This window comes from Flavobacterium sp. (genome assembly GCF_027484205.1).
Lineage (GTDB): Bacteria > Bacteroidota > Bacteroidia > Flavobacteriales > Flavobacteriaceae > Flavobacterium.
On record NZ_JAIXUB010000001.1, the window covers coordinates 43345 to 67058 of the forward strand.

At 29.4% G+C, this 23714-nt stretch carries 18 protein-coding genes; 10 read left to right on the top strand and 8 right to left on the bottom strand.

The features are described 5' to 3' along the window. Positions 1–39: 39 nt before the first annotated feature. From Q0049_RS00130 to Q0049_RS00150, 5 genes are all read right to left on the bottom strand, one after another. Positions 40–963 carry a LamG-like jellyroll fold domain-containing protein gene (locus Q0049_RS00130; protein WP_298115010.1) on the bottom strand — a complete coding sequence of 308 codons (924 nt, stop codon included), beginning with the start codon at positions 961–963 and terminating at the stop codon, positions 40–42. 35 nt (positions 964–998) lie between these two features. Beyond that, complete coding sequence (locus tag Q0049_RS00135) at positions 999–2453, bottom strand: RagB/SusD family nutrient uptake outer membrane protein (RefSeq protein WP_298115015.1); 1455 nt, start codon at positions 2451–2453, stop codon at positions 999–1001. A 15-nt stretch (positions 2454–2468) separates the two neighbouring features. Further along, positions 2469–5432 carry a SusC/RagA family TonB-linked outer membrane protein gene (locus Q0049_RS00140; protein ID WP_298115018.1) on the bottom strand — a complete coding sequence of 988 codons (2964 nt, stop codon included), beginning with the start codon at positions 5430–5432 and terminating at the stop codon, positions 2469–2471. A gap of 264 nt (positions 5433–5696) precedes the next feature. After that, the gene (locus Q0049_RS00145; protein ID WP_298115020.1) at positions 5697–8441 is read right to left on the bottom strand and encodes a histidine kinase; all 2745 of its coding nucleotides are present in this window, start codon (positions 8439–8441) and stop codon (positions 5697–5699) included. A 76-nt stretch (positions 8442–8517) separates the two neighbouring features. Further along, positions 8518–9720: an NAD(P)-dependent oxidoreductase gene (locus tag Q0049_RS00150; protein WP_298115023.1), complete on the bottom strand. Its 1203-nt coding sequence runs from the start codon at positions 9718–9720 to the stop codon at positions 8518–8520. A gap of 202 nt (positions 9721–9922) precedes the next feature. On the opposite strand from Q0049_RS00150, the gene Q0049_RS00155 reads away from it, so the two are divergent. The 6 genes from Q0049_RS00155 (at position 9923) to Q0049_RS00180 (ending at position 16470) form a co-directional block, all read left to right on the top strand. Further along, positions 9923–11125 carry a serine hydrolase gene (locus tag Q0049_RS00155; protein WP_298115026.1) on the top strand — a complete coding sequence of 401 codons (1203 nt, stop codon included), beginning with the start codon at positions 9923–9925 and terminating at the stop codon, positions 11123–11125. A 59-nt stretch (positions 11126–11184) separates the two neighbouring features. Next, a complete protein-coding gene (locus Q0049_RS00160) occupies positions 11185–13113 on the top strand; it encodes a BatA domain-containing protein (protein ID WP_298115029.1) in 1929 nt (642 codons plus the stop codon). Then, positions 13110–14114, top strand: coding sequence for a PDDEXK nuclease domain-containing protein (locus Q0049_RS00165; protein WP_298115033.1), 1005 nt, complete (start codon positions 13110–13112; stop codon positions 14112–14114). The genes Q0049_RS00160 and Q0049_RS00165 overlap by 4 nt, the downstream gene beginning before the upstream one ends. A gap of 14 nt (positions 14115–14128) precedes the next feature. Then, a complete protein-coding gene (locus Q0049_RS00170) occupies positions 14129–15382 on the top strand; it encodes a dihydroorotase family protein (RefSeq protein WP_298115036.1) in 1254 nt (417 codons plus the stop codon). A gap of 1 nt (position 15383) precedes the next feature. Next, positions 15384–15710 (top strand): hypothetical protein, encoded by a 327-nt coding sequence (locus Q0049_RS00175; protein WP_298115039.1) that lies wholly within the window; start codon positions 15384–15386, stop codon positions 15708–15710. 115 nt (positions 15711–15825) lie between these two features. Further along, positions 15826–16470, top strand: coding sequence for an alpha/beta fold hydrolase (locus Q0049_RS00180; protein ID WP_298115041.1), 645 nt, complete (start codon positions 15826–15828; stop codon positions 16468–16470). A gap of 69 nt (positions 16471–16539) precedes the next feature. Here the strand turns inward: Q0049_RS00180 and Q0049_RS00185 are convergent, their stop codons facing one another. The 3 genes from Q0049_RS00185 to Q0049_RS00195 are packed head-to-tail and all read right to left on the bottom strand — an operon-like array spanning position 16540 to position 18314. After that, a complete protein-coding gene (locus tag Q0049_RS00185; RefSeq protein WP_298115043.1) occupies positions 16540–17043 on the bottom strand; it encodes a hypothetical protein in 504 nt (167 codons plus the stop codon). Continuing rightward, positions 17044–17541 (bottom strand): hypothetical protein, encoded by a 498-nt coding sequence (locus Q0049_RS00190; RefSeq protein ID WP_298115046.1) that lies wholly within the window; start codon positions 17539–17541, stop codon positions 17044–17046. Between the two features lie 8 nt (positions 17542–17549). Then, the gene (locus Q0049_RS00195) at positions 17550–18314 is read right to left on the bottom strand and encodes an MBL fold metallo-hydrolase (protein ID WP_298115049.1); all 765 of its coding nucleotides are present in this window, start codon (positions 18312–18314) and stop codon (positions 17550–17552) included. 122 nt (positions 18315–18436) lie between these two features. Between Q0049_RS00195 and Q0049_RS00200 the strand changes: the two genes are divergently transcribed. The 4 genes from Q0049_RS00200 to Q0049_RS00215 all read left to right on the top strand — a co-directional run bounded on the left by Q0049_RS00200 (position 18437) and on the right by Q0049_RS00215 (position 23703). Then, positions 18437–19900 carry a TonB-dependent receptor gene (locus Q0049_RS00200; protein ID WP_298115053.1) on the top strand — a complete coding sequence of 488 codons (1464 nt, stop codon included), beginning with the start codon at positions 18437–18439 and terminating at the stop codon, positions 19898–19900. A 133-nt stretch (positions 19901–20033) separates the two neighbouring features. Next, on the top strand, positions 20034–21866 hold the full coding sequence (locus Q0049_RS00205) for a hypothetical protein (RefSeq protein ID WP_298115056.1): 1833 nt from the start codon (positions 20034–20036) through the stop codon (positions 21864–21866). Positions 21867–21931: 65 nt separating this feature from the next. Further along, on the top strand, positions 21932–22825 hold the full coding sequence (locus tag Q0049_RS00210) for an ABC transporter ATP-binding protein (RefSeq protein WP_298115060.1): 894 nt from the start codon (positions 21932–21934) through the stop codon (positions 22823–22825). 41 nt (positions 22826–22866) lie between these two features. Next, positions 22867–23703 (top strand): ABC transporter permease, encoded by an 837-nt coding sequence (locus tag Q0049_RS00215; protein WP_298115065.1) that lies wholly within the window; start codon positions 22867–22869, stop codon positions 23701–23703. Positions 23704–23714 lie beyond the last annotated feature (11 nt).

Genomic DNA, 23714 nt, shown 5'->3' on the forward strand with positions numbered 1-23714 from the left:
GACGGATTTATAAAAATCCGTCAGATTGAAAAAGAAGAATTATCTACCTGCTTTTTCTAATTCATATAAAGCACCGATTTCTGCTGGAGTCAATGGTTTATCAAAAACTCTTACCTCATCAACTTGACCTTTTAAAGCTGCGTTCCAAGCATCAGTATTTGTTCCATTTACAACAGTTTCTAAAGCTCCAATAACTGGTCTTGTAGGAGTAAAATGATTTAATGGTTTTGCTGCTCCACCATTTCTAATTTCCCATTGAGGGTTAGAAATTTTTACACCATTAACATACAATCTATTTGCACCTGCTGGTCCATCAAAAACATAAACTATATGTGCCCATTGACCACCAATTTTGTTAGCAAATGCTTGATGATTTTCTCCAGCTGCATTAGCATCAATCATCCATTGTTCCATTTTAGTCATGTTAACTGCATCACCACCAAATTCTGAACCATCAGTTTGTTTAATTCTAAAAATTCCTTTCACCTGGATAGTGTCACTAGTTGTTAAACCATGTGTTTCACCCATAATATTTAAATTACCAAAAATTTCACTTGATCTTGTTAAAGAAAAGATCGGTGAGATATTACTAACTCCACCAGCTACTAATTTAGTATTTGAAATTTTTGCCCAACAACTTACTGAAGCACTACCTGATGTAGTTGCTAAAGCAGCAATCGAAGGATATGCCATATAACCTGTGTTAAAACTCGCTGCTTGACCTTTTACACCTGTAACATAAGATGTAGCAACTGTAGAAGAAGGAGCAGTATTTGAAATAGACTCATTTCCATCTCCATCTAGTGGCCAATATGCTTTTAATGCAGTAGCAGCAACTTCGTCAGCATTGTTGTAACCGCCAATTGGTGGTAATGAATTATCATCATCGCTTCCACAGCTTGTGAATGATGCAAATGCAATAGATAATGCAAATGCAGAAACTAGAATTTTGTTTGTTTTCATAATAAAATATTTAATTTAAGTTAATTTAATTTTTGTTAATATCCTGGATTTTGTGTTAATCGATTTCCACTTTGAATTATTTGGTCTAATGGAATTGGGAAAAGTTCGTGAGTTCCGGTGATGAAAGTTTTACCATCAGCAGCCATTGCACTTTGAGCAGTTCCTGTTCTTACCAAATCAAACCATCTGTCATGTTCCATAGCCATTTCCCAACGTCTTTCATTTAAAATTTGTTGTAATGTTACTGATGTAAGTGTTGGAAGACCAGCACGAGTTCTAATTTCGTTTACTCTATCAACAGCTTCACCTGTCATTCCAGCATGGAAACCTGCTTCTGCTCTAATCAATAAAATATCGCTGTATTTAAGAATTCTGAAGTTTTTTGCTGTTGTACCTTTGTCTCCATTCCACGGTTCAGCAATTGGACTTTGATAAGCTTTGTAATTGTATCTTGGATTAGTCCATGATGTTGGAGCAGCAAATCCATCCCAAAGCGTTGATGGTACAAACATTACTGTAGCATTTTTTCTAACATCTCCTGCTTGATAAGAATTTGCTAAATTTAGTGATGGTGTATTAAAACCCCAACCTAAATCTGGCGTTCCTCTTGGACCTTGAACATTAGTATAATCTCTTAAACCAAGGGTTAATGTTGCTTGAACCTCATAAATAGATTCTAATTTATTTTCGCCGACTTCCCTCCAAACATGAGAATAATCAGGAAGTAAAGCATATTGACCGGATGTAATTACATTTCCTGCCATATCATAAGCATCCATCCATTTTTCTTGATATAAATAAGCTTTGGCTAAAAGTGCTTGAGCTGCTCCTTTACTTGCTCTTCCTAAATCGTTTGGAGCATATTGTGATTTTAAAGGTAGTTTTTCAATGGCATCTAATAAATCAGCTTCAATTTGAGCATAAGTTTCAGCTTTTGTTCTTCTTGTAAAAACAATTTCATTTATTGTTTCAACATCATTTATATCAATTTTTGAAGTAACAATTGGAACTCCACCATAACATCTTACTAAATCAAAATAGAACAATGCTCTTAAAAACTTTACTTCACCAATCAACCTATTTTTTAAAGTTGCATCAATGGTTAATTGTTCTAAATAGAATAATGCATTATTTGCTCTATAAATTCCATCATACCTGCCATTCCAAACATCTTTAAATGATATATCCGATGCTTCAAATGTTAAATTATCCATTTTATGTTTATCAGAACCTGAATCCGATAATGTAGAACCTTTATCTGCATCATCTGAAGTAATACTAGTCATTCCAATCCATGAAAAAGAATACATATTGTAATCTAATTGTTTATTGTAAACTCCATTAACTAATTGGACTGCATTATCAGGATTATTCAAAAAATCAAATTCTGAGATTGCATTTTGAGATTTAACATCTAAATCTTCTTCACACGATGCTAATGCAAAGGTCAATAAGAAAAGACTAATTATTTTTATTTTAAAATTTGACATCATAACTGTTTTGTATTAAAAACTAACATTTAAACCTAATAAGAACGTTTTGTTTGTTGGGTATGCGTCAAGCTCTATACCTGCACTTCCCAATGGATCGCCATTTCCGCTACCTGATAACTCAGGAGAATAGCCAGAATATTTTGTAAAAATGAATGGATTGATTGCAGAAACATATAATCTTACTTTATCAATTTTTTCATATACCTTAGGCAAAGTATAACCAATAGTAATATTATTTATTCTTAAATAATCACCATCTTCAATGTAGTAAGTTGAGGATATTGGCACGTTATTAAATGGTGTTGGATTTGTAGCATTAGGATTAGATGGTGTCCAAAAATCTTGTAAAACATCATACTCTACATTTTCACCACCAAAACGTTGTGCCTTTTTACCGTTATAAATTTTATTTCCCCCAACGCCATAAGCGTCAACAGAAAAATCAAGATTTTTGTAATTTCCACCAAAGCTAAAACCATAAGTAAAAGTTGGAAGGTAAGAACCTGCTACAACTCTCTCATCACTATAAGTAAAATTACCATCACCATTTAAACCAGTTACTTGATAAACATAAAAGCTTCCTAATGCTTCACCAACTAAAACCTTTTTAGTCCATTGACCATTATTGATACTTCCGCCTATAAAATCTGAAAAATAAGAATTGTCAACATTTGTTAACTCATTTTTGTTGTAGGAATAATTTCCTGAAACATAATAATTAAAATTGTCATTAATTTTAGAATTCCATTTTAAAGAAACTTCTACACCTTTGTTACTTACATCGCCAGTATTAACTGTTACTAATCCTGGTGAGAGAACTGATGGAAGTGTAATCGGCAAAATTATATCAGATGATTTTCTATCATAAACATCAACTGAACCTGATAATTTATTATTTAAAACCTTGAAATCTAATCCAAAATCAATTTCTTTCATGGTTTCCCATGTTAAGTTAGGATCTACTTGATATGGTTGATTATTTCCTGGGTAAATATTTTGATCATCGCCAAATGCATAATTATTTCCAGATGAAAAAACAGGTAAATTTAAAGAGTTGAGTGTATTTCCATTTCCAACTTCACCATAACCACCTCTAAATTTTAAATAATTAAGAAATTTTACATTTTCCATAAAACTTTCTTTAGTAATAACCCAACCTGCTGAAACTGAAGGAAAGTATGCCCAACGTTTGTCAGATTGAAATGCGCTAATTCCCTCTTTCCTGATTGTTGCAGAAAATAAGTATTTATTATCATATTCATATTCCGCTCTTGCAAAATAAGCAATTGAAACAACTGGTGTTGAATTGATATTACTAACCACAGAACCTGGAGCTATTTCAGTATTGTATGATGATAGATCTAATGACCAATAATTAGATTGTTCAGGAACATTCCATCTTGTTCCCGATAAATTTTCAGATGTATTAGAAGTAGTTCTTGACATTCCTGCAACAAAAGTTAACTCACTATTTCCAAATGCCTTTTTATATGTTGCAAAGTTGTCCCAATTCCATCTATATGAACTACCTCTTCTTTGGTTTAATGTGTTTATTGGAGAAGCTGCAGGATAATCTGCAATTTCATCCGTTGGATTTTGAGATAAATAAATTTCTCGTGAAGGTGTGTAAGTATATCCTCTTGACCAATCGTAAGTAGCACCAAAATTTGAATTGAATTTTAAATCTTTAAAAATTTGTAATTCTGCACCAATTGAACCAAAAAGAGTTACATTTTTATTTTGCTCATTAGTATAATATAATTGAGCAACAGGATTTCCAACATTATTAAATCTGTCGCTACCATTTATGTCAATCAAACCTGTTGCTGGATCTCTCAAAGGAACACCCCAACGACCGTTTGCGAATTTCACAGGAACAATTGGAGATTGTTTGTAAGCATTTGTAAAAGCACTTAATGGTTTTGGTGTATTATTAACAATTGCTACATTAATTGCTGGGGTAATTTTCAAAGTTTTATTTAGAAGTTTGAACTCATTTCTTGAACTAATGTTTGTTCTTTCAAATTCAGTTCCATTTAAAATTCCTTTTTCTTTATAGTTTGTTGCTCCAAAATAATAATTTGCATTATCAACTCCGCCAGATAAAGAAATATAATTACTTATTACTTCACCAGTCGACGTTATTTCATCTAACCATGTTGTATTATTAGGTTGCGTAAAATTAAAATAGGAAGATGAACCAAGAGCAGTGTTGTTATAGTACGCATACCTATAAGAATCAGACATTTTCACCTTACGTTGAATAAATTTCTGACCATAATAAGCATCATAATTAACTTTAATTTCTCCTTTTCCTCTTTTTGTGGTAACTACAACTACACCATTTGAACCTTTTTGACCATAAATCGCTAATGATGAAGCATCTTTTAAAATATCTAGTGTAGCAATTTCGTTTGGACTTAAACCATTCAAACTTGATGCTTCAACTCCATCTATTATATACAATGGATCTCTTGCTCCAAGTAAAGTTCCTAAACCTCTAATTCTTATCGTTGGATTTGCACCAGGTTCGTCATTTGTAACAATATTAACACCTGCTGCTCTACCTTGAATTGCCTGAATAGCATTTTGTGCTGGTGTTTTTACGATATCAGCTGCTTTAATTTGTGAAACCGAACCTGTAATTGCTCCAGCTTTCTTAGTACCATAACCAATAACTACAACTTCATTTATTGTACTAACTTCTTCTTGAAGTACTATTACTATATTTGATGTTGCTTTTACATTTTTTGTGGTGTAACCAACCATCGAAATTTTAAGATTATCACCTTTGTTTGCTTTAATTTTAAAATTTCCATCTAAGTCTGAGGCAACATTTAGTTTGCTAGTAACATTAGAAATATTTGCACTTGGAAGACCATTACCCTTTTCATCAACAACTCTACCCGCAATTTCTTGTGAAAATAAAGTTCCTGAAAAGAGCAATAAAAATAAAATTAGAATACTGTTTTTCATGATTGAAATGTAATAATTGGATTGTACACACAAATATAATCATTACATCGTTATAGTTGCAGTGAATTTTATACTACATAACTACATCAATAATAGTAAAATATTATTTAAAATATTGTTTTTCAATACTATAAAATATCAAAAATTAAATATCAACTAATCATCAATAATTACAAATGATGTATATATGATGTAGCAAACAAATTAGTAAATCTATAAAAAATTCACTGTAAAAAAATTACATCGATAAATAATTCATTAACTTTATATATTATTCATAAAACTAGAAAGATTGATTTCTTGGTCAATATTGAGTTTCTTTCTGAGTCTATAACGATGTAATTCAACTCCACGATAAGAAATATTCATTAAAGGAGCTATTTCCTTTGAAGTTAAATTCATTTTGAGGTAAATGCAAAGCTTTTTATCTTTTGAAGTTAATGCAGGATATTTAATTGATAGTCTTTTTATAAAATCTTCATGACTTTTAAATAAATTATTTTCAAACGTTTCCCATTCTTTTTTATTGATGGAATTCATTTTAATAGTTTTTCGAATATTATTTTTCAAATTAGAGATATCATTTTCTTTCTCAAGTAAATTTTGAATACCTTCTATCATTTCAGTTTGTTTTGCAATAGATAATGATTTCCCTGCTACCTCTGAGGCTTTTGTTTGCACCTGAATTTCTAAAATATGTTTTTCATATTCTTGAATTTTCAATTTATTTTCGGCATCTAACTCTAATTGAAGTATTTCTCTTTGATGTTTTAATTCTTCTTCTTTTAACTTTATTTTTTCTAAATATCTAATTTTATTCCATTTGTAATATAAAAACAAAAGCGTAGATGAAAACAATATGTAAAATGATATCATCCAAAAAGAAAAATACCAAGGTCGTGCTACATTAAACTCATATGATGTAATCTTTTTAAAATCATTTCCGTTATTATAAAAAATTTCAACCTCTTGATTACCACTTGTTAAGTTATTCAAATTAATATTACCATTTGATATTGGCAACATTTCATCCGTATTATTAAGTTTATAAAATAATGTAAGTTCATTATACCCATAATATGGTGAAATAATATTTAAATCAATAGATTGATTGTGTTCTAAATTAAAATCTTCATCAATCAATTTGCCTTGATAAAACCCTTCTACTTTTATAACTCCTATATTCAATTTGGATTTAGTAGGTTCAAAAACAAAAAAACCATCATCAAGATTAATTATCAATTCCTTCCCAAACTGGTACACTTTTGTATCTTGATTTACAATTTTTCCTTTATAATATTTTTCAGGAATTAGCTCACTAATAAAGCCATTATCATCTTGAGTAATTAGGTAAAATAATCCATTTTTTAAAATCACAAATTGCTCATTATTTACAGCTATTATTTGTGAAATATCCTTAAATAATTTATTGAAAACCGAATTGATTTCTAATTTATTAGTCAATGAATTATAATTGTACCATGAATTGTGGATAAGAAATAAAATTTGATTTTTGTAGTTAAACATTTTTACTTCATAATCATTTGAAATTCCATTACTTTTAGTAACGTTTTCTATCCTTTTAACCTTAAAATCAGGGTTGAAATTAATTTTATATAAACTTTTATAATTATCAACAGCCCATAACTCATCCTCTTTATTCTGGGCAACCGTTTTTATAGGTTTTGTCAGTCCTTCTAATCGTTTAAAATTAGAAAAATCATCGCTAGAGTATGCAATTATTCCTGCATAATGTGCCATAAAATAATTGTTCGAAAAGTTGTTTTTCAATAATTGCCAACCTCCATTTATTGGATTTACTTTTCTGTAGGAAGTATTATCAAACAAAAAGGTTCCATCATTGTGTCCAATTAAATAATTATTATCAACTTTATTAATATCCCAAACTTGCCCTTGTGAATTATCAATAAACCTCAATAAATTATTTTCATAAACAAACAAACCATGATTTGAACCAAGCAAATAACCATTTTTTGTTGGTGAAATCGCATAAACAGAACCCAAAACTCCTGAATTATCTGAAAAAACTGAAAACGGAGAATTAATTTCAACATGAGCAATGCCATTATCCATTCCTAACCACAAATCATTTTCTTTATCAAATCCAATACTTAAAATCGAATTGTTCTTTAAAGAATTATTTCTATTTATACTTATGGTTTTATTCTTTTTAAAATCAACTACATAAACACCTTTAAAAGCTGTCCCAATGGCTAATCTATCATTATCAATAAATCTTGCTGTAATGATTAACTCTGATTTTAAAATAGTGTTTATTGGATGATTCCAAGTAGATAAAATTCCATTCTTTTCAACATAAACACCATTCTTTTTTGTAAATATAAAAGTACCATCAGAATTTGAATCAATAGAATGAATTATAGTATTTTCGAGAGTAATCCACTTATTAATTTTTACAAACTTTTTATTTTCAAGTAAATAAACACCATTTGTAACTGAAGCAACGTACAATTTTTCTTTTAGAGGAAAACAATAAGAAATTTGAAATGGTATCTTAATCTTTTCAATTTTATTACCATTTAAAATAAAAATTTCATTGAATGATTGAAAGTAAATTTGATTTTTAAATTTGAATATCTTCCAAATTTCTTCATTATTTGAAGCGCCTGTAAAAAGTTTTTTACCTTTTGATAATGATGTGTATTTCATTTCGCCATGAACTCGTTTCCAGTATCCAAATTCATTATAAGAACCACAATATATTTTATCACTATCAGCAAAAACGGAACGAATTATAGTTTTGTTAGGCAACGTGTACTTCTCCCATTTCACTCCATTGTAACGCAAAAAATAATGATTGTTCGCAAAATAAATAGCATTATCATTCCCTTGGCAAACACTCCAAACTTGATTATCGCCATTATATTCTGTTTTTGTAAAATTTTCAACAAAAGGTAACAATTGCTGAGATTTTACACTAAAACTCAATAAAAGAAACAAAAAACTATGAAAGAAATATTTTTTCACGACACAAATTTTATTGTATCAAATATATAGTTTTTATTATTAACAAAAAATCCCGAAACGAATCGGGATTTTTTTGCTATTTTCCATCTACATAATCTTGTAAATATTGGAATCTTTCTGTGAGTTTACCTTTCTCGGTTATTTTAGCTCTTTGCAATATTCCATCTTTATCACCATTAAAAAAAGCTGGAATCACATGTTCCATAAACATTTCTCCAAATCCTTCACTCGCATCTTTAGGCAATTCGCAAGGCAAATTATCAACCGACATTACCATAATTGAACCTGGATGTGTATAGGAAACTTCTTTGTGCCCACTTGGCAAATATCCAAAAAATGGTTCAGCAATGGTTGATGCTTTTACAGTACATGCAATTGGACCATCAACATCACAAGAAATATCTGCAACGACTTGAATTTTATTTTTTGGAGCGTTTAACATTTCACGTGTTAAAATATCGGGCGCACCATTTCCATGAAAATGTCCTGCCATATAAATATCTGCAACTTTAGTAAATCGTTCAAAATCGGAAACATACTCTTGTGGATTTTTATAAAAATCTTGATTATCTAAAACTTGGCCATCAATTCTTTTATTGTAATCTAAAACATCAATTTGAGTATAAACGGGTTGTGTATAAACTTTATTTAAAAAGTCATCAACTGAAACCTCTTTAATTTTCATTCCATCGAGGATTTCTTTCGCGCCCATTCCTACTTTTCCATGACCTGTAAGCACAATTTTAATATTTGGAAGCATTGGTCTTCTTAATCTTTCAATTAAATCTTCCTTGCTTTTTAATGTTTCGGCTTTCGCCAAATTAAAAAGATCATACTTAATTCCGAATGCTCTAAATCCATTGTATGCACCAACTATTCCTGCATATCTTCCGAAACCAATAAGTCTTTTATTGTTAGCATCAACAATAGTTTCATGGTCGTACAATTCTATATTTTTTTCTAAAACTGCTTGAAGTAACTTTCTATTATATGGTTGAAATTTTATTGTATGCGAAAAGAAAAAATACTTTTTATTAGGAATTAATGCATCTACTGGAACTTCTTTTACACCAAATAAAACATCACAATCGGTCATATCTGTTGCAACTTCTAAACCTAAATTACTATACTCTTCATCTGAAAAAACTCTAATATCAGAACTTTCTACTTTTATTTGAGCTTCAGGATGTTCAGTTTTTAATCTAACTAATTCTTCAGGCGTAAAAACAACTCTCCTATCGGGTGGATTTTTTCTTTCTTTAATAATTCCAAACTTCATTTTAACTTTATTTTTTTGAGACCTCAAAAGTAGTTGTAACGAAAACGTTTTCAAAACTTTTTATTGAAAAATAAACAACAAGTTTAATTATTGAATTTCAATTAATTGAATACTATTGTTGATAATTTTATAATTATTATAACATTTCAAGAAATTTGATTGATGTATTGTTTGTTATATTTGTTTTTCAAGCTAACCAAAAATGAACCATAATAGATTACCATATATAGTACTTTTTGCTACTTTTTTATTGCTTATGAGTTGCGATAAATCAGGCAAACTAAAAAACCCTTTCCAAAAGAAAAAGCCATCTGTTGAGTATGCAATGCTTCCTTTAGAAGATTCATTGCCAAAACTTTCTGATGCATATAAAAAGACCAAAAAACGTGAAATAGAAAATTTTTTTACTAATAATTTTGCCAATGATTTTGAAAACATGAGTTTTTTAGTGGCAAAAAATGGTCAAATTATTTATGAGAAATATGATGGATTTGCTGATAAAGAAAATAATGTTTTAAATTCTCCAGAAACGCCATTACATATTGCATCTGTTACCAAAGTTCTAACCGCTTCCGCAATTTTAAAATTAGTAGAAGCAAAAAAAATTACTTTAGATCAAAAACTAACAACGATTTTTAAAGGTTTTCCCTATCCAGATGTCACCATAAGAACACTACTAAATCATCGAAGCGGATTGAAAAAATACAACTATTTCTGCGATGATAAAGCCATTTGGGGAAGAGACAAAACACTTACAAATAAAGACATTCTGAACATTCTTATCACAAAAAACATTCCTTTAGATTATAAAACGGATACACACTTTACTTACAATAACACTAATTATGTTTTATTGGCTTTAATCATTGAGAAAGTAACTGGAAAACGTTACAGTAAAGCCATGAAGGAAATTATATTTGATCCATTGGAAATGAAAAATACCTTTGTTTTTGATGAAACTACACCTATTGAAAAAGGAACTCCTTCTTATAAATTTAACTATCAAAAATATCCTTTTGATTTTCTTGACGCCGTTTATGGTGATAAAAATATTTACTCTACACCAAGAGATTTACTCAAATTTGATTTGGCAAGAAATGCTCCAACTTTTTTACCAAAAAAACTACTTGACGAGGTTTACAAAGGATATAGTTATGAAAGTAAAGGAATTAAAAATTATGGTTTAGGAATTCGACTGCGCGAATGGGAAACCGGTCAAAAACTATATTATCATAATGGTTGGTGGCACGGAAACACAGCAAGTTATATCAATTTAAAAAAGGAAAATGCGGTAATTATTGCGCTTTCTAATAAATTTACAAGAAAGACTTTTCAAATGAAACGTTTGTCGGTACTTTTTGGAGATTATCCTTTTACTTTGAAAGACACTGTTGCGAGTGAATAGTCTAAAAATCTGATTAAAATTTAATAATTTTTTGCTATTTTTGACCAATCTTTTTTGATATGCAATTCAAACATCCAGAAATACTTTATTTTCTTTTTTTATTGGTTATTCCAATTTTGGTGCACCTTTTCCAATTGAGAAAATTTAAAACCGAATTTTTTACCAATGTAAAGTTTCTAAAAGAGCTTTCTATCCAAACTAGAAAAAGTTCTAAAATCAAAAAATACTTACTACTTGCTAGTCGATTGTTGTTATTGGCTTTCCTTATTCTTGCCTTTGCTCAACCCTTTTTTAAAGCAAAAGACAGTAAAAATGCAACTAACGAATTGTACATCGTTTTAGACAATTCCTTCAGTATGCAAGCCAAAGGTCAAAAAGGCGAGCTACTAAAACGCGCTGTTCAAGATTTATTAGAACATTCACCAGAAAATGTTAATTTTTCATTACTCACTTGTTCAGACAACTATTGGAACACCGATATTAAGTCCATTCAAAAAGAGTTGCAAAACTTAAAATACAGTGCTTCTCCTTTTCAATTAGATAATCTTTTAGCAAAAATTAAAGCGCACAAATCGGCTTTTAACAAAGATATAGTTGTTATCACAGATGCTGTTGGTTTACAACCTAATCAAGTGAAAAACACTAAAGAAGATGAAAATTTATACTTTATAATTCCTGAGGCTGAAAAAACTGATAATATTGCTATCGATAGTGTTTATGTCAATCAGGTTTTAGATAATTTTTATGAAATTGGAGTAAAACTGGATGCTTTTGGAACTGATTTTAAAGACATTCCAATTGCTTTATACAATAATAAAAAACTAACCGCTAAAACGTTAGTAAACTTCGAATCTAAAAGTAAAACCATCAATTTTACCATTCCAAAAGAAGATTTTCATGGCTATGTTTCTATTGCTGACAATGGATTAGAATATGACAACAACTATTATTTCTCTATTTCAAAACCTGAAAAAAGTAATGTAATTAGTATTGGTGATGCTGAAAAAAGCAGCTATTTATCAAGAATTTATACCGAAGACGAATTTAATTATTCTAATTTTTCATTACAAACTTTAGATTACAATTTACTGGATAAGCAAGATGCCATTGTTTTAAATGAATTGAAAGATATTCCACAAGCATTGCAAACTACTTTAAAATCATTTGTAGAAAAAGGAGGAAATGTGATTTTAATTCCGAGTTCAGAAAGTGTAGTTTCAAATCTGAATACTTTCCTTTCTGCTTTTGGAGGCATTCAATTTAAATCGTTGAATAATTCTGAAAAAATGATTACAAAAATCAATTTCAGTCATCCGTTATTTGGAAGTGTATTTGAAAAGAAAGTAGATAATTTTCAATATCCTAACACTAAAACTTCTTTTGATTTGAATAGTGCAGCACCAATGGTTTTAGGATATAGCGATCAAAGTTCGTTTTTGAGTGCCATTCAAAATGGGGTTTCATCAGTTTATGTTTTCAATGCGCCAATTAATAAAGGAAATAGTAATTTTCAAAATTCACCATTAATTGTTCCAACGTTTTATAATATGGCACAAAATTCCCAAAAAGCTGGAATTAACGCCTCAATTATTGGAGAAAGTAAACCTTTTATAGTGGAAACTCTTTTGACAAAAGACGAAATTGTAAATGTTAAAAATGACACAGAAAGTTTTATTCCAATTCAGCAAATCCTGAACAATAAAGTCAAACTTACCTTTAATGACAATCCGAAAGAAGCAGGAAACTTTGACATTTTAAACAAAGAAAATCCTATAGGAAAATTGAGTTTCAACTACAATCGTTCAGAAAGTAATTTAACCAATGCTAATCCTGATGCGGTTAGTGATTATAAAGAAATAAACAATGTAGCTTCAATATTTGATACACTACAAGCTGACAGAAGTGATAATCAAATTTGGAAATGGTTTATCATTTTAGCGCTATTATTTGTTGCAATAGAAGTTTTAATTCAAAAATTTGTAAAATGATTTTAAGTAATCAGGAAAATATTGAATTAATAAACACAATAAAAGAATTAGTTGTTAATTCTAGAAAAAATATTTTAAGAAATATTAATTCTGAAATAATCATAACCTATTGGAGTATTGGAAAACTAATTATTGAACAAGAAACAAAAAAAAATATAACGGATAAATCTAGTCGTCAATTATTAATTGAATTATCAAAAGAATTAACTTTACAAATTGGAAAAGGATTTTCTCGCTCTAATCTCACCTATATGAGATTATTTTTTTTAAAATACCCTGATGGTGTAACACTGTCACACCAAATAAGTTGGGGACATTATTATGAATTACTTAAAATTGATGATGATTTAGAAAGACGTTTTTACGAAAATCAAGTTAGCAATGAAAACTGGAGCATAAGAGAATTAAGACGAAATAAATCAACTGCTTTATATCAGAGACTGGCTCTAAAAAAACAAAAAGACGAAATTTTAAATTTATCAAATTTTGGACAAAAAATTGAATCTGAAACTGACTTAATAAAAGATCCATATGTTCTTGAATTTTTAAATTTATCTGAAAAAGAATCCTTTTCAGAAAAAGAGTTAGAACAAAAAATAATTGATAATCTTCAAGAGTTTTTATTAGAACTTGGCAAAGGTTTTGCTTTTATTGGAAGACAGCATCGAATTACTTTAAGAAATAGACATTATTATGTAGATTTGGTATTTTATCACAGAATATTAAAATGCTTTATTCTTATTGATTTAAAAATTAATGAAGTTGAACATTTAGATATTGGCCAAATGAATCTCTATCTAAATTACTTCGAAATGGAACAAAATGTTGAAGGTGATAATCCTCCAATTGGTATCATTTTAACAACCGAAAAAGACGATGTATTTGTAGAATATGCTATCAAAGGAATAACTAATAAAATATTTGTTTCTAAATATCAACTTTATCTACCTGAAAAAGAAGCATTACAAGAAAGAATAAAAAGTATTGTTGAAAAAGAATAACTAAAATTTGTAAAATGAAAATAATCATCCGAGAAGCCAAGATTGTTGATGTTAAAAGTCCTTTTCACAATCAAATAGTTGATGTAAAAATCAATAATGGAACTATTGAAAAAATTGGAACAAACCTCTCGCCTTCTGATGATTATACCGAAATAAAGAAAGAAAATCTTAATCTATCACAAGGTTGGTTTGACAGCAGTGTTTCATTAGGTGAACCAGGTTTTGAAGACCGAGAAACGATTTCAAATGGATTACAAGTTGCCGCAAAAAGTGGTTTTACAGGAATTGCTTTGCAACCTAATTCCTTTCCAATTATTGATAATCAATCGCAAGTATTATTTGTAAAACAAAAAGCAGCAAATTCAGCAACCGATTTATATCCTATTGGAGCTTTGACAAAAAATAGCGACGGAACTGATTTAGCAGAACTTTTTGATATGAAAAATGCTGGAGCAATTGCTTTTGGTGATTATAATAAGAGTTTATCAAATGCTAATTTGTTAAAAATCGGATTACAATATGTTCAAGATTTTGATGGATTAGTACTTGCTTTTTGTCAAGATGAAAAAATTAAAGGAAGCGGCGTTGTTAACGAAGGAGTTGTTTCAACAAGATTAGGATTAAAAGGTATTCCGAATTTAGCCGAAGAATTAATCGTGGCAAGAAACCTATTTTTATTGGAATATACAGGAGGAAAAATGCATATTCCAACGATTTCAACAGCAAAATCTGTTGCTTTGATTCGAGAGGCAAAAACTAAAGGATTAAATGTAACTTGTAGTGTTGCTGTTCATAATTTGGTTTTAACCGATGAGAAATTGGATGGATTTGATACTCGCTTCAAAGTTTCACCACCTTTACGAACGGAAGAAGACAGAAAAGCTTTACTTGATGGCGTTTTAGACAATACCATTGACATTATAACTTCAGACCACAATCCAATTGATATTGAGCATAAAAAAATGGAATTCGATTTAGCTAAAAACGGAACGATTGGTTTAGAAAGCGCATTTGGTTCACTTTTGACGGTTTTACCATTAGATAAAATTGTAGAAAAATTAACGGCTTCAAGAGCAATATTCAAAATTGAATCGCATACAATTGAAGAGGGAAAATCTGCCAATATTACCTTATTTACAACTGATGAAGATTGGACTTTTACAAAAGAAAACATTCTATCAAAATCTAAAAATTGTGCTTTTCTTGGTTCAAAAATGAAAGGAAAAGTAGTTGGAGTTTATAATAATTCAAAATTAATCTTAGCATAAAATGACACTTGAAGAAATCAAAGAGGGAAAAACTGCTGCTGTAACAAGTTACATTTTAATTGTTGGCGTTTTAATTGCATTGTCAATGAACTCTGAAACAAAAAATAAATTTGCATCCTTTCATATTCGTCAAGGATTAGGATTAACATTAACCTTTATCATTCTTGGAGTTTCCATAAGCCATTTTGAAAGTATTTTAATTGCAGCTCCAATGTGGATTTTCATTTCCATTTTAACCGTTTACGGGATTTTCACAGCTGCTAAAGGCGAAACTACACCTTTACCATTATTAGGAAACGTATTTCAAAAATGGTTTAAAACAATATAAAAAAACGAACCACAGTTTCGCAGATTATAAAAATTTGAAATTTCACTAAAATAGTATCGAGATTTTTGAAGTTGAAATTGATTTTTGAAATTGATTTTTAAAAAAAATATAAAATATGACATTACATCACTTAGTTCGCGAACCTAAAATTAAATTAGACAAAAACCCATTGCTTTTACTATTGCATGGTTATGGAAGTAATGAAGAAGATTTATTTTCGTTCGCATCCGAATTACCCGAAGAATATTATGTAATTTCTGCACGTGCGCCTTATGACATGATGTACGGAAGTTATGCTTGGTACGCTATAAACTTTGATGCTGATGAGAACAAATTTTCAGATATAGGTCAAGCACAAACTTCTAGAGATTTGATTGCAAATTTTATAGACGAAGTAGTTTCAAGTTATGCTATTGATGCAAATAAAGTGACGCTTATAGGTTTTAGTCAAGGTTGTATTTTGAGTTATGCTGTTGCCGTTTCTTATCCAGAAAAAGTGCAAAGAGTTGTTGCTATGAGTGGTTATTTCAATGAGGAAATTGCAACTGAAAACTTTAAAGATAACGACTTATCAAAATTAAAAATATTTGCTTCTCATGGTTCTGTTGATCAAGTAGTTCCTGTAGATTGGGCAAGGAATTCAATCCCAAAAATTAAAGATTTAGGAGTTGAAATTGTTTATAAAGAATATCCTATTGGACATGGCGTTTCTCCACAAAATTTTTATGATTTTAAAAATTGGTTGCAAGAGAACTTTTAAAATATGAAACAAAAAAACGGCTAACAAATTTTAAAGTTGTTAGCCGTTTTTATTTTTAAAATTATATTGTTATTCCGTTACAGGAATTTCTTCACTATCATCGCTTCCGGTTACAGTACTACCAATTTGTCCGTCACCTGAATAAAGGATTTGTCCGTCTTTTTTCAAGACAAAACCTTTCCATGGAATTAATTGCCAACTTCCGTTAACCCATGGTTTCCCTTCACTTTCACGTTTTAAAAGAATAGATTCGTCTTGATTAGGTAAAAATATTTCGGCATTATCTTTTGTTTTATCAAAAAGTACATAAGCCGCAAAAACAGCTTCATCTTCAGTGGCGTCAACTTTTTCAGCAGGAAGCAATTGAACTCCTGTAAAAACTCGAACACATTCTTTGTTAAGTTTTGACCAAGTATATCCAGCAGAAGCTAAACATCCATCAGCATCTTTATCGCCACCTAAAACTACATCTTTTGCAGCATCGACTTCTTTTGGTTTTTCTTCATTTTTATTAATCAAATTACATGATAATAATGAAGAAAAAATTACTATTCCTAAAATAATTTTTTTCATCTAATAACTTGTTTTTTGCATTGGATAAAGATAAGATTCCATTGTTTCAAAACGAAAACTTCCATCGTCATTTATAAAATATTTAACCAAAACTTCACCCCATAAATCACCATTGCTATAGTCAGCAATTATCCAACGGTGATTTAATAATTTTATTTTGTTTACAATAAACTTTTTTCCACCCATGACAGGTTGATCAGTATATTTATTTCCTTCTGGAGCAAAATTATACTCCATTAGTGCATCTTTAACCTTTGGAATCAATTCTGTTATGTTGTAATTTTCTAAATAATCTTGAGCATTATCATTCGTTTCTAATGCAAAATAATTAGCATCAACCATATCATTATACATTACAATGATACTATCATGTTTTTTCTTTAAAGCTACTTCATTTTCTTTTTTTACCGATACTTCTTTTTTTGTGAAATACATATAAGTAAATACATTAATCAATGCAGAAATAATAAATAGATATAATAATAATTGCTTTTTCATATTGAATTTTAAATTGTGATTTCTAAATTATCATAAGCCAAAAACACATTTTCAGGTAATTTTTTTTGAACCTCTTCATGAAAACCTAATAAATGACTTATGTGAGTAAAATAGGCTTTTTGTGGCTGAATCAAAGTTACAAAATCTAAAGCTTCTTGCAAACTAAAATGTGAATGATGCTGTTCTTCTCTCAAAGCATTAATAACCAATACTTTCAATCCTTTTAATTTTTGAATTTCTTCAGATTCAATAGTTTTTACATCGGTTAAATAGGCAAAATCATTGATTCGATAACCAAAAACTTGTAAATTTCCATGTGAAGCATTAATTGGAATTATAGAAAAATTTTCAATAGAAAAATTTTGATTATTAACAACTTCAATCGATTTTACAGAAGGCGCACCAGGATATTTATTTTCTGTTTCAAAAATATAATCAAAACGCTTTTTTAAATTTTCTAAAACACGTTGATGAGCAAAAATTGGAATCTCGCCTTGACGGAAATTAAAAGGACGAATATCATCTAAACCTGCTGTATGATCAGAATGTTCGTGCGTAAAAAGAATAGCATCCACTTTTTGACATTTTGAAGTAAGCATTTGTTGTCTAAAATCTGGACCACAATCAATCACTATAGATTTTTCATCATCGTGAATCCATACAGAAACACGCAATCGTTTATCTTTTAAATCATCGCTTAAACATACAGAATGATGGCTTCCAATTACTGGAATTCCTTGTGAAGTACCTGTTCCTAAAAAATAAACTTTCATTTAGCACGATTTTTGATACTGTTAAAAAAAGTATAAGATGTTAATTTTTCTACAAAAATAGAACTATTTATCTTTTAATACCGCAATCGTTTTATTAACTTTGCATTGAATATAATTGATATATGGGAAATAACGGTTTAGACATTAAGTTAAAAGGTGATAAAGTCATTGAGCAAATTCCTTCTATTAAGGATAAAGCATTGCGTATCAACTTAAATGAGAACATCTACGGAACTTTTGCAGAAATTGGTGCCGGACAAGAAACGGTTCGTCATTTTTTTAGATCTGGAGGTTCATCTGGAACTATTGCAAAGGCTATGTCGGCATATGACAAAGACTTTAGTGATGCCATTTATGGTATTGAAAGTGATGGAAGATATGTAACAGAAAGTCGTTTAAAAAAGATGCTTTCGCATGAAGTTGACTTGATAGAAAAACGTTTAGACAGAGAAAAACATCCTAATAAAATGTTTTTCAGTTATGCAAACACTGTTGCTACAATTGATTTTGCAAAACAATTTAAAGGTCATGGTTGGGTTGGAATTAAATATCAAATCGAACCAGATGAAGACTATAATGAAATTATTCTTCACATTCGTTTTAAAGAAACTGATGCAAGATTACAACAGGAAACACTTGGAATTCTTGGTGTAAATTTAATATATGGTGCGTTTTATAAATATAATGATCCAAAAAAATTATTACGTTATTTATACGACCATTTAGATAAAGACCAACTTGAAATCGACACGATAAACTTTTCTGGTCCACGATTTGCCTCTGTTGATAACCGATTAATGAGTTTGCAATTAGTCAAAAATGGAATGACTGATGCCGTAATGTTTAGTCCTGAAGGAAAAAACATTTTGCCAGCAGCAGTTTTATATAAAAAAAATATTTTAGCATTACGAGGAAGTTTCCGTCCTGTTACAAAAGTAAACATGGATATGTATGAAAAATCTCTTGAAATGTTTGTTGAAGAAAATAAAGTTGAAAAAGAAAATACCTTTGTAATTTTTGAAATTACACTTTCAAATCTTCGTTCAGAAGGAGAAATTGACGAAAGAGATTTTATGGACAGAGCAGAACTTCTTTGTTCTTTAGGTCAAACCGTTATGATTTCTAACTTCCAAGAATATTATAAAGTTGTTGAATATTTTTCTAGTTATACTAAAGCAAGAATGGGATTAGTAATGGGTGTAAATAACCTTGTTGACATTTTTGATGAAAAATATTACCGTCATTTAAGTGGAGGAATACTTGAAGCCTTTGGAAAACTTTTCTACAGAGATTTAAAAGTATACCTATATCCAATGGAAGAAAATGGTGAAATCATTACTTCACAAAACTTAAAAGTTCATCCACGAATGAAAGAATTATACAAATTCTTTGCTTATAATGGAAAAGTAGTTGATGTGCCTGTTAATGATAAAGATAATTTAAAAATATTCTCAAGAGAAGTTTTAAAAATGATTAGCAATGGAATTCCAGGTTGGGAAAAAATGCTACCAAAAGGAACTGCTGAATTGATTAAACAACATCAATTATTTGGGTATGATTCTAATAAAGTGCTTGAAAAAGCCTAAATCAATACAATATAAATTCTTAATCCTCATTTGTAATTATTTGAGGATTTTTTATTTTAGATAAATACAACAACTATAGTAGAAACTCGTTATTTTAAAAGTAAATCTATATCTTTAGAACTCATTTCAAAATATGACTTTTAGACTTTTCTTTATTGTTTCATTACTTTGCTGCCAAATTTTGATGGCACAGAATAATCCTGCAAAAAAAGATTCTATCAAAGTGTATAAAAACATCGAAAATTATTCCAAGAAAAGTAAGTTTACCAAATTTGTTCACAAACTACTTTTTAAATCTACAAGAAAAGCAACTCCATCAAAAAAAGCTCAAAAAAAACGGTTTTTATTGAAACGTGCCTTTGATAAAAATGAAGGTAAAATAATTAGAAATATTACTATTGAAACTTTAGATCCTTTTGGATATTCTGTTTCAAATCCTAATGAAAAACCTAATAATGGTGTTGAACGATTTGGAAACAAAGTACATTTAAAAACTAAAAAATTTATTGTTAAAAACCTTTTATTAATTAAAAAAAATCAACCTTTAGATTCTCTTTTAGCAAAAGAATCTGAACGTTTAGTAAGAAGACAACGTTTTATTCGAAGCGTTTTGATTGAACCTATTGAACTAAAAGACAACAAAGATTCAGTTGATATTTCTATTAGAGTTTTAGATTCTTGGAGTTTAATTCCAACAGGCTCATTTTCTGGAACAAGAGGAAATTTAGAAATTACAGAACGAAATGTTTTTGGTTTAGGACATGAATTTGAACAAACTCTAACAAATAGATTCGACAATAAAGCTAATGGAAATAGCTCAAGATACACAATAAACAACGTTGCAAATTCATTTATTAATACAACTTTATATTATGAAAATGATTTGAATGACAATAAACGAAAAAGCTTTAAAGCAGAACGAATATTCTATTCACCTTTAACACATTGGGCTGGAGGAGTTTTTTTTGAAAATCGATTTTACAGAGACTCATTACCTGATCTTACCAATGATTTTGAAACTCAAAATTTCAAGCTAGAAACACAAGATTATTGGGCAGGACATTCGTTTAAAATATTTCCAGGAAAAGATGAAGATTTTAGAACGACTAATTTCGTTTCAACACTACGTTATCAAAATATAAATTATCTAGAAAAACCTGATTTAGTTTATGATACATCTCGTTTTTTTAATGATGAAAAAAACTATTTAGCAAGTATTGGAATCACTACAAGAAAATTTGCCGAGGAAAAATACCTTTTCAATTTTGGTATTATTGAAGATGTGCCTTTTGGTCAAGTTTATTCTTTTACAGCTGGATTTCAAGAAAAAAATTATCTAAAACGCGCCTATTTTGGAGGACGATTTGCCTATGGAAATTACTTTACATTTGGTTATATAGGAACTAATGTTGAATGGGGTAGTTTTTTTAATAATGGAAATTCCGAAGAAACTACACTTCGAATAGAAGCCAACTATTTTACAAATGTTATGCATTGGGGAAATTGGAAAATTCGTCAATTTATCAAACCCACATTAGTTATTGGAAACCATAGAAATCAGAACATAAAAGACAGAATCAACATCAATGAATCTAATGGATTGAGTGGCTTTAATAGTGCAACCTTATTTGGAACAAGAAAATGGATTGCATCCTTTCAAACGCAAACTTATTCACCTGGAAATTGGCATGGATTTCATTTCAATCCTTATCTAAATATTTCAATGGGAATGATTGGAAATAAAGAAGATACACTATTCAACAAAAAACTATATACAAGTTTGGGCATCGGAATTTTAATCAATAATGACTATTTAGTTTTCAATAGTTTCCAATTATCTTTTGCTTTTTATCCTTCTATTCCAAATGAAGGCGCCAATATTTTTAAAACTAATTCATTTAAAAACAATGACTTATCAATTCCTGATTATCAAATTGGTAAACCTACAATTGTTCCTTACAATTAATAATACTTTTTGAAGTAACAAAAGTTTATCTTCATCGTCTTACCTATATCTAAAACCAAAATCTTGTGGAAACTATTCTATCAATCAAAAATTTAAACAAACGTTATGGCAAACTTCAAGCCGTAAAAAATGTTTCTCTCGAAATTCAAAAAGGTAATGTTTATGGAATTCTTGGTCCAAATGGTTCAGGGAAATCAACTACTTTAGGAATTGTTTTAAATGTTGTAAATAAAACCTCGGGCGAATACAGTTGGTTCAACGGAACAATGGCAACACATGACGCTTTGAAAAAAGTAGGTGCCATCATTGAGCGTCCTAATTTTTATCCCTACATGACTGCCAAAGAAAATTTGCAATTAGTTTGCAAAATAAAAGGGATAAACTATTCAAAAGTTCAAGAAAAACTTGAAGTTGTTGGATTAATCGACAGACAAGACAGTAAGTTTAGAACCTTTTCATTAGGAATGAAACAGCGTTTAGCGATTGCATCGGCATTGTTGAATGATCCTGAAATTCTAATTCTTGATGAACCAACAAATGGTCTTGACCCACAAGGAATTCATCAAATTAGAGATATTATTCGATTGATTGCCTCACAAGGAACAACAATTCTTTTAGCATCGCATTTACTTGATGAAGTAGAAAAAGTATGTACTCATGTTTTAGTTTTAAGAAAAGGCGAAATTCTTTATACTGGAACTGTTGCAGGTATGTCAAGCTCAAATGGAATGATTGAATTACAATCAAGTGACATAAACGCCTTGAAACTTGCTTTACAAAGTTATCCAAATATTGATGAGATAAAAGAGGAAGAAGGGAAAATAATTATTACTTCAAAATCGAATATTCAACCAAACGAATTGAATAAATTTCTTGCGGAAAATAATATTTATTTAACCCATCTAGTAAAAAGAAATCATTCGCTTGAAGAGCAATTTTTACAATTAACGGGTAAATAATTCTAGAAAACATCTTCAAAAATCTCAAAAAACCAAACAAAATGAAACGATTACTCTCTATAGAACTACAAAAAATTTGGAAAAATAAAGCAAGTCGAGTTTTAACAATTGCTTATTTTGCTCTTCTTTCTTCATTAGCATTAATTGCATCAATCAAATTTGATATTGGACCACTACATTTTGATATTGCTGAAATGGGAATATTTAATTTTCCATACATATGGCATTTTAACAGCTATTTTGCAAGTTGGTTTAAGTTGTTTCTGGCAGTAATTATTGTTTCTATGATGGCAAACGAATACAGTTACGGAACTTTAAAGCAAAACTTAATTGATGGTATGAGTAAAAAAGAATTTATAATGTCAAAATTCTTTACCGTAATTTTATTTGCATTAACATCTACTTTGTTTGTTTTTTTAATGAGCTTAATTCTTGGATATTCTTTTTCTTCATTTAATGAAGTAGCTATTGTTTTCTCTGAATTAGATTATTTAATAGCATTCTTTGTTGAATTATTAGGTTTCTTTACAATATGTTTATTTTTAGGAGTTTTAATCAAAAAATCTGCTTTTGCTCTTGGCTTTCTATTAGTTTGGAAAATATTTGAAGGTATTTGTTATTTAGTAATGAAATGGTTATTTTTTGATACTTGGGAGAAAGCATATGAAGCATTGGGCTATTTCCCATTACAATCAATTTCAAATTTACTTCCTGATCCATGGAGAAGGCTATCAATTCTTAAAAGTGCTGGAAACCAAGCAGGTTTTGATATGAGTTATGATTACTCAATTCATTACTCCTCAATTGCAATAGTTTTAGCATGGACAGCAATTTTTGTTTTCTTATCACATTATATTATAAAAAAACGAGATTTGTAGTATCTTTGCAG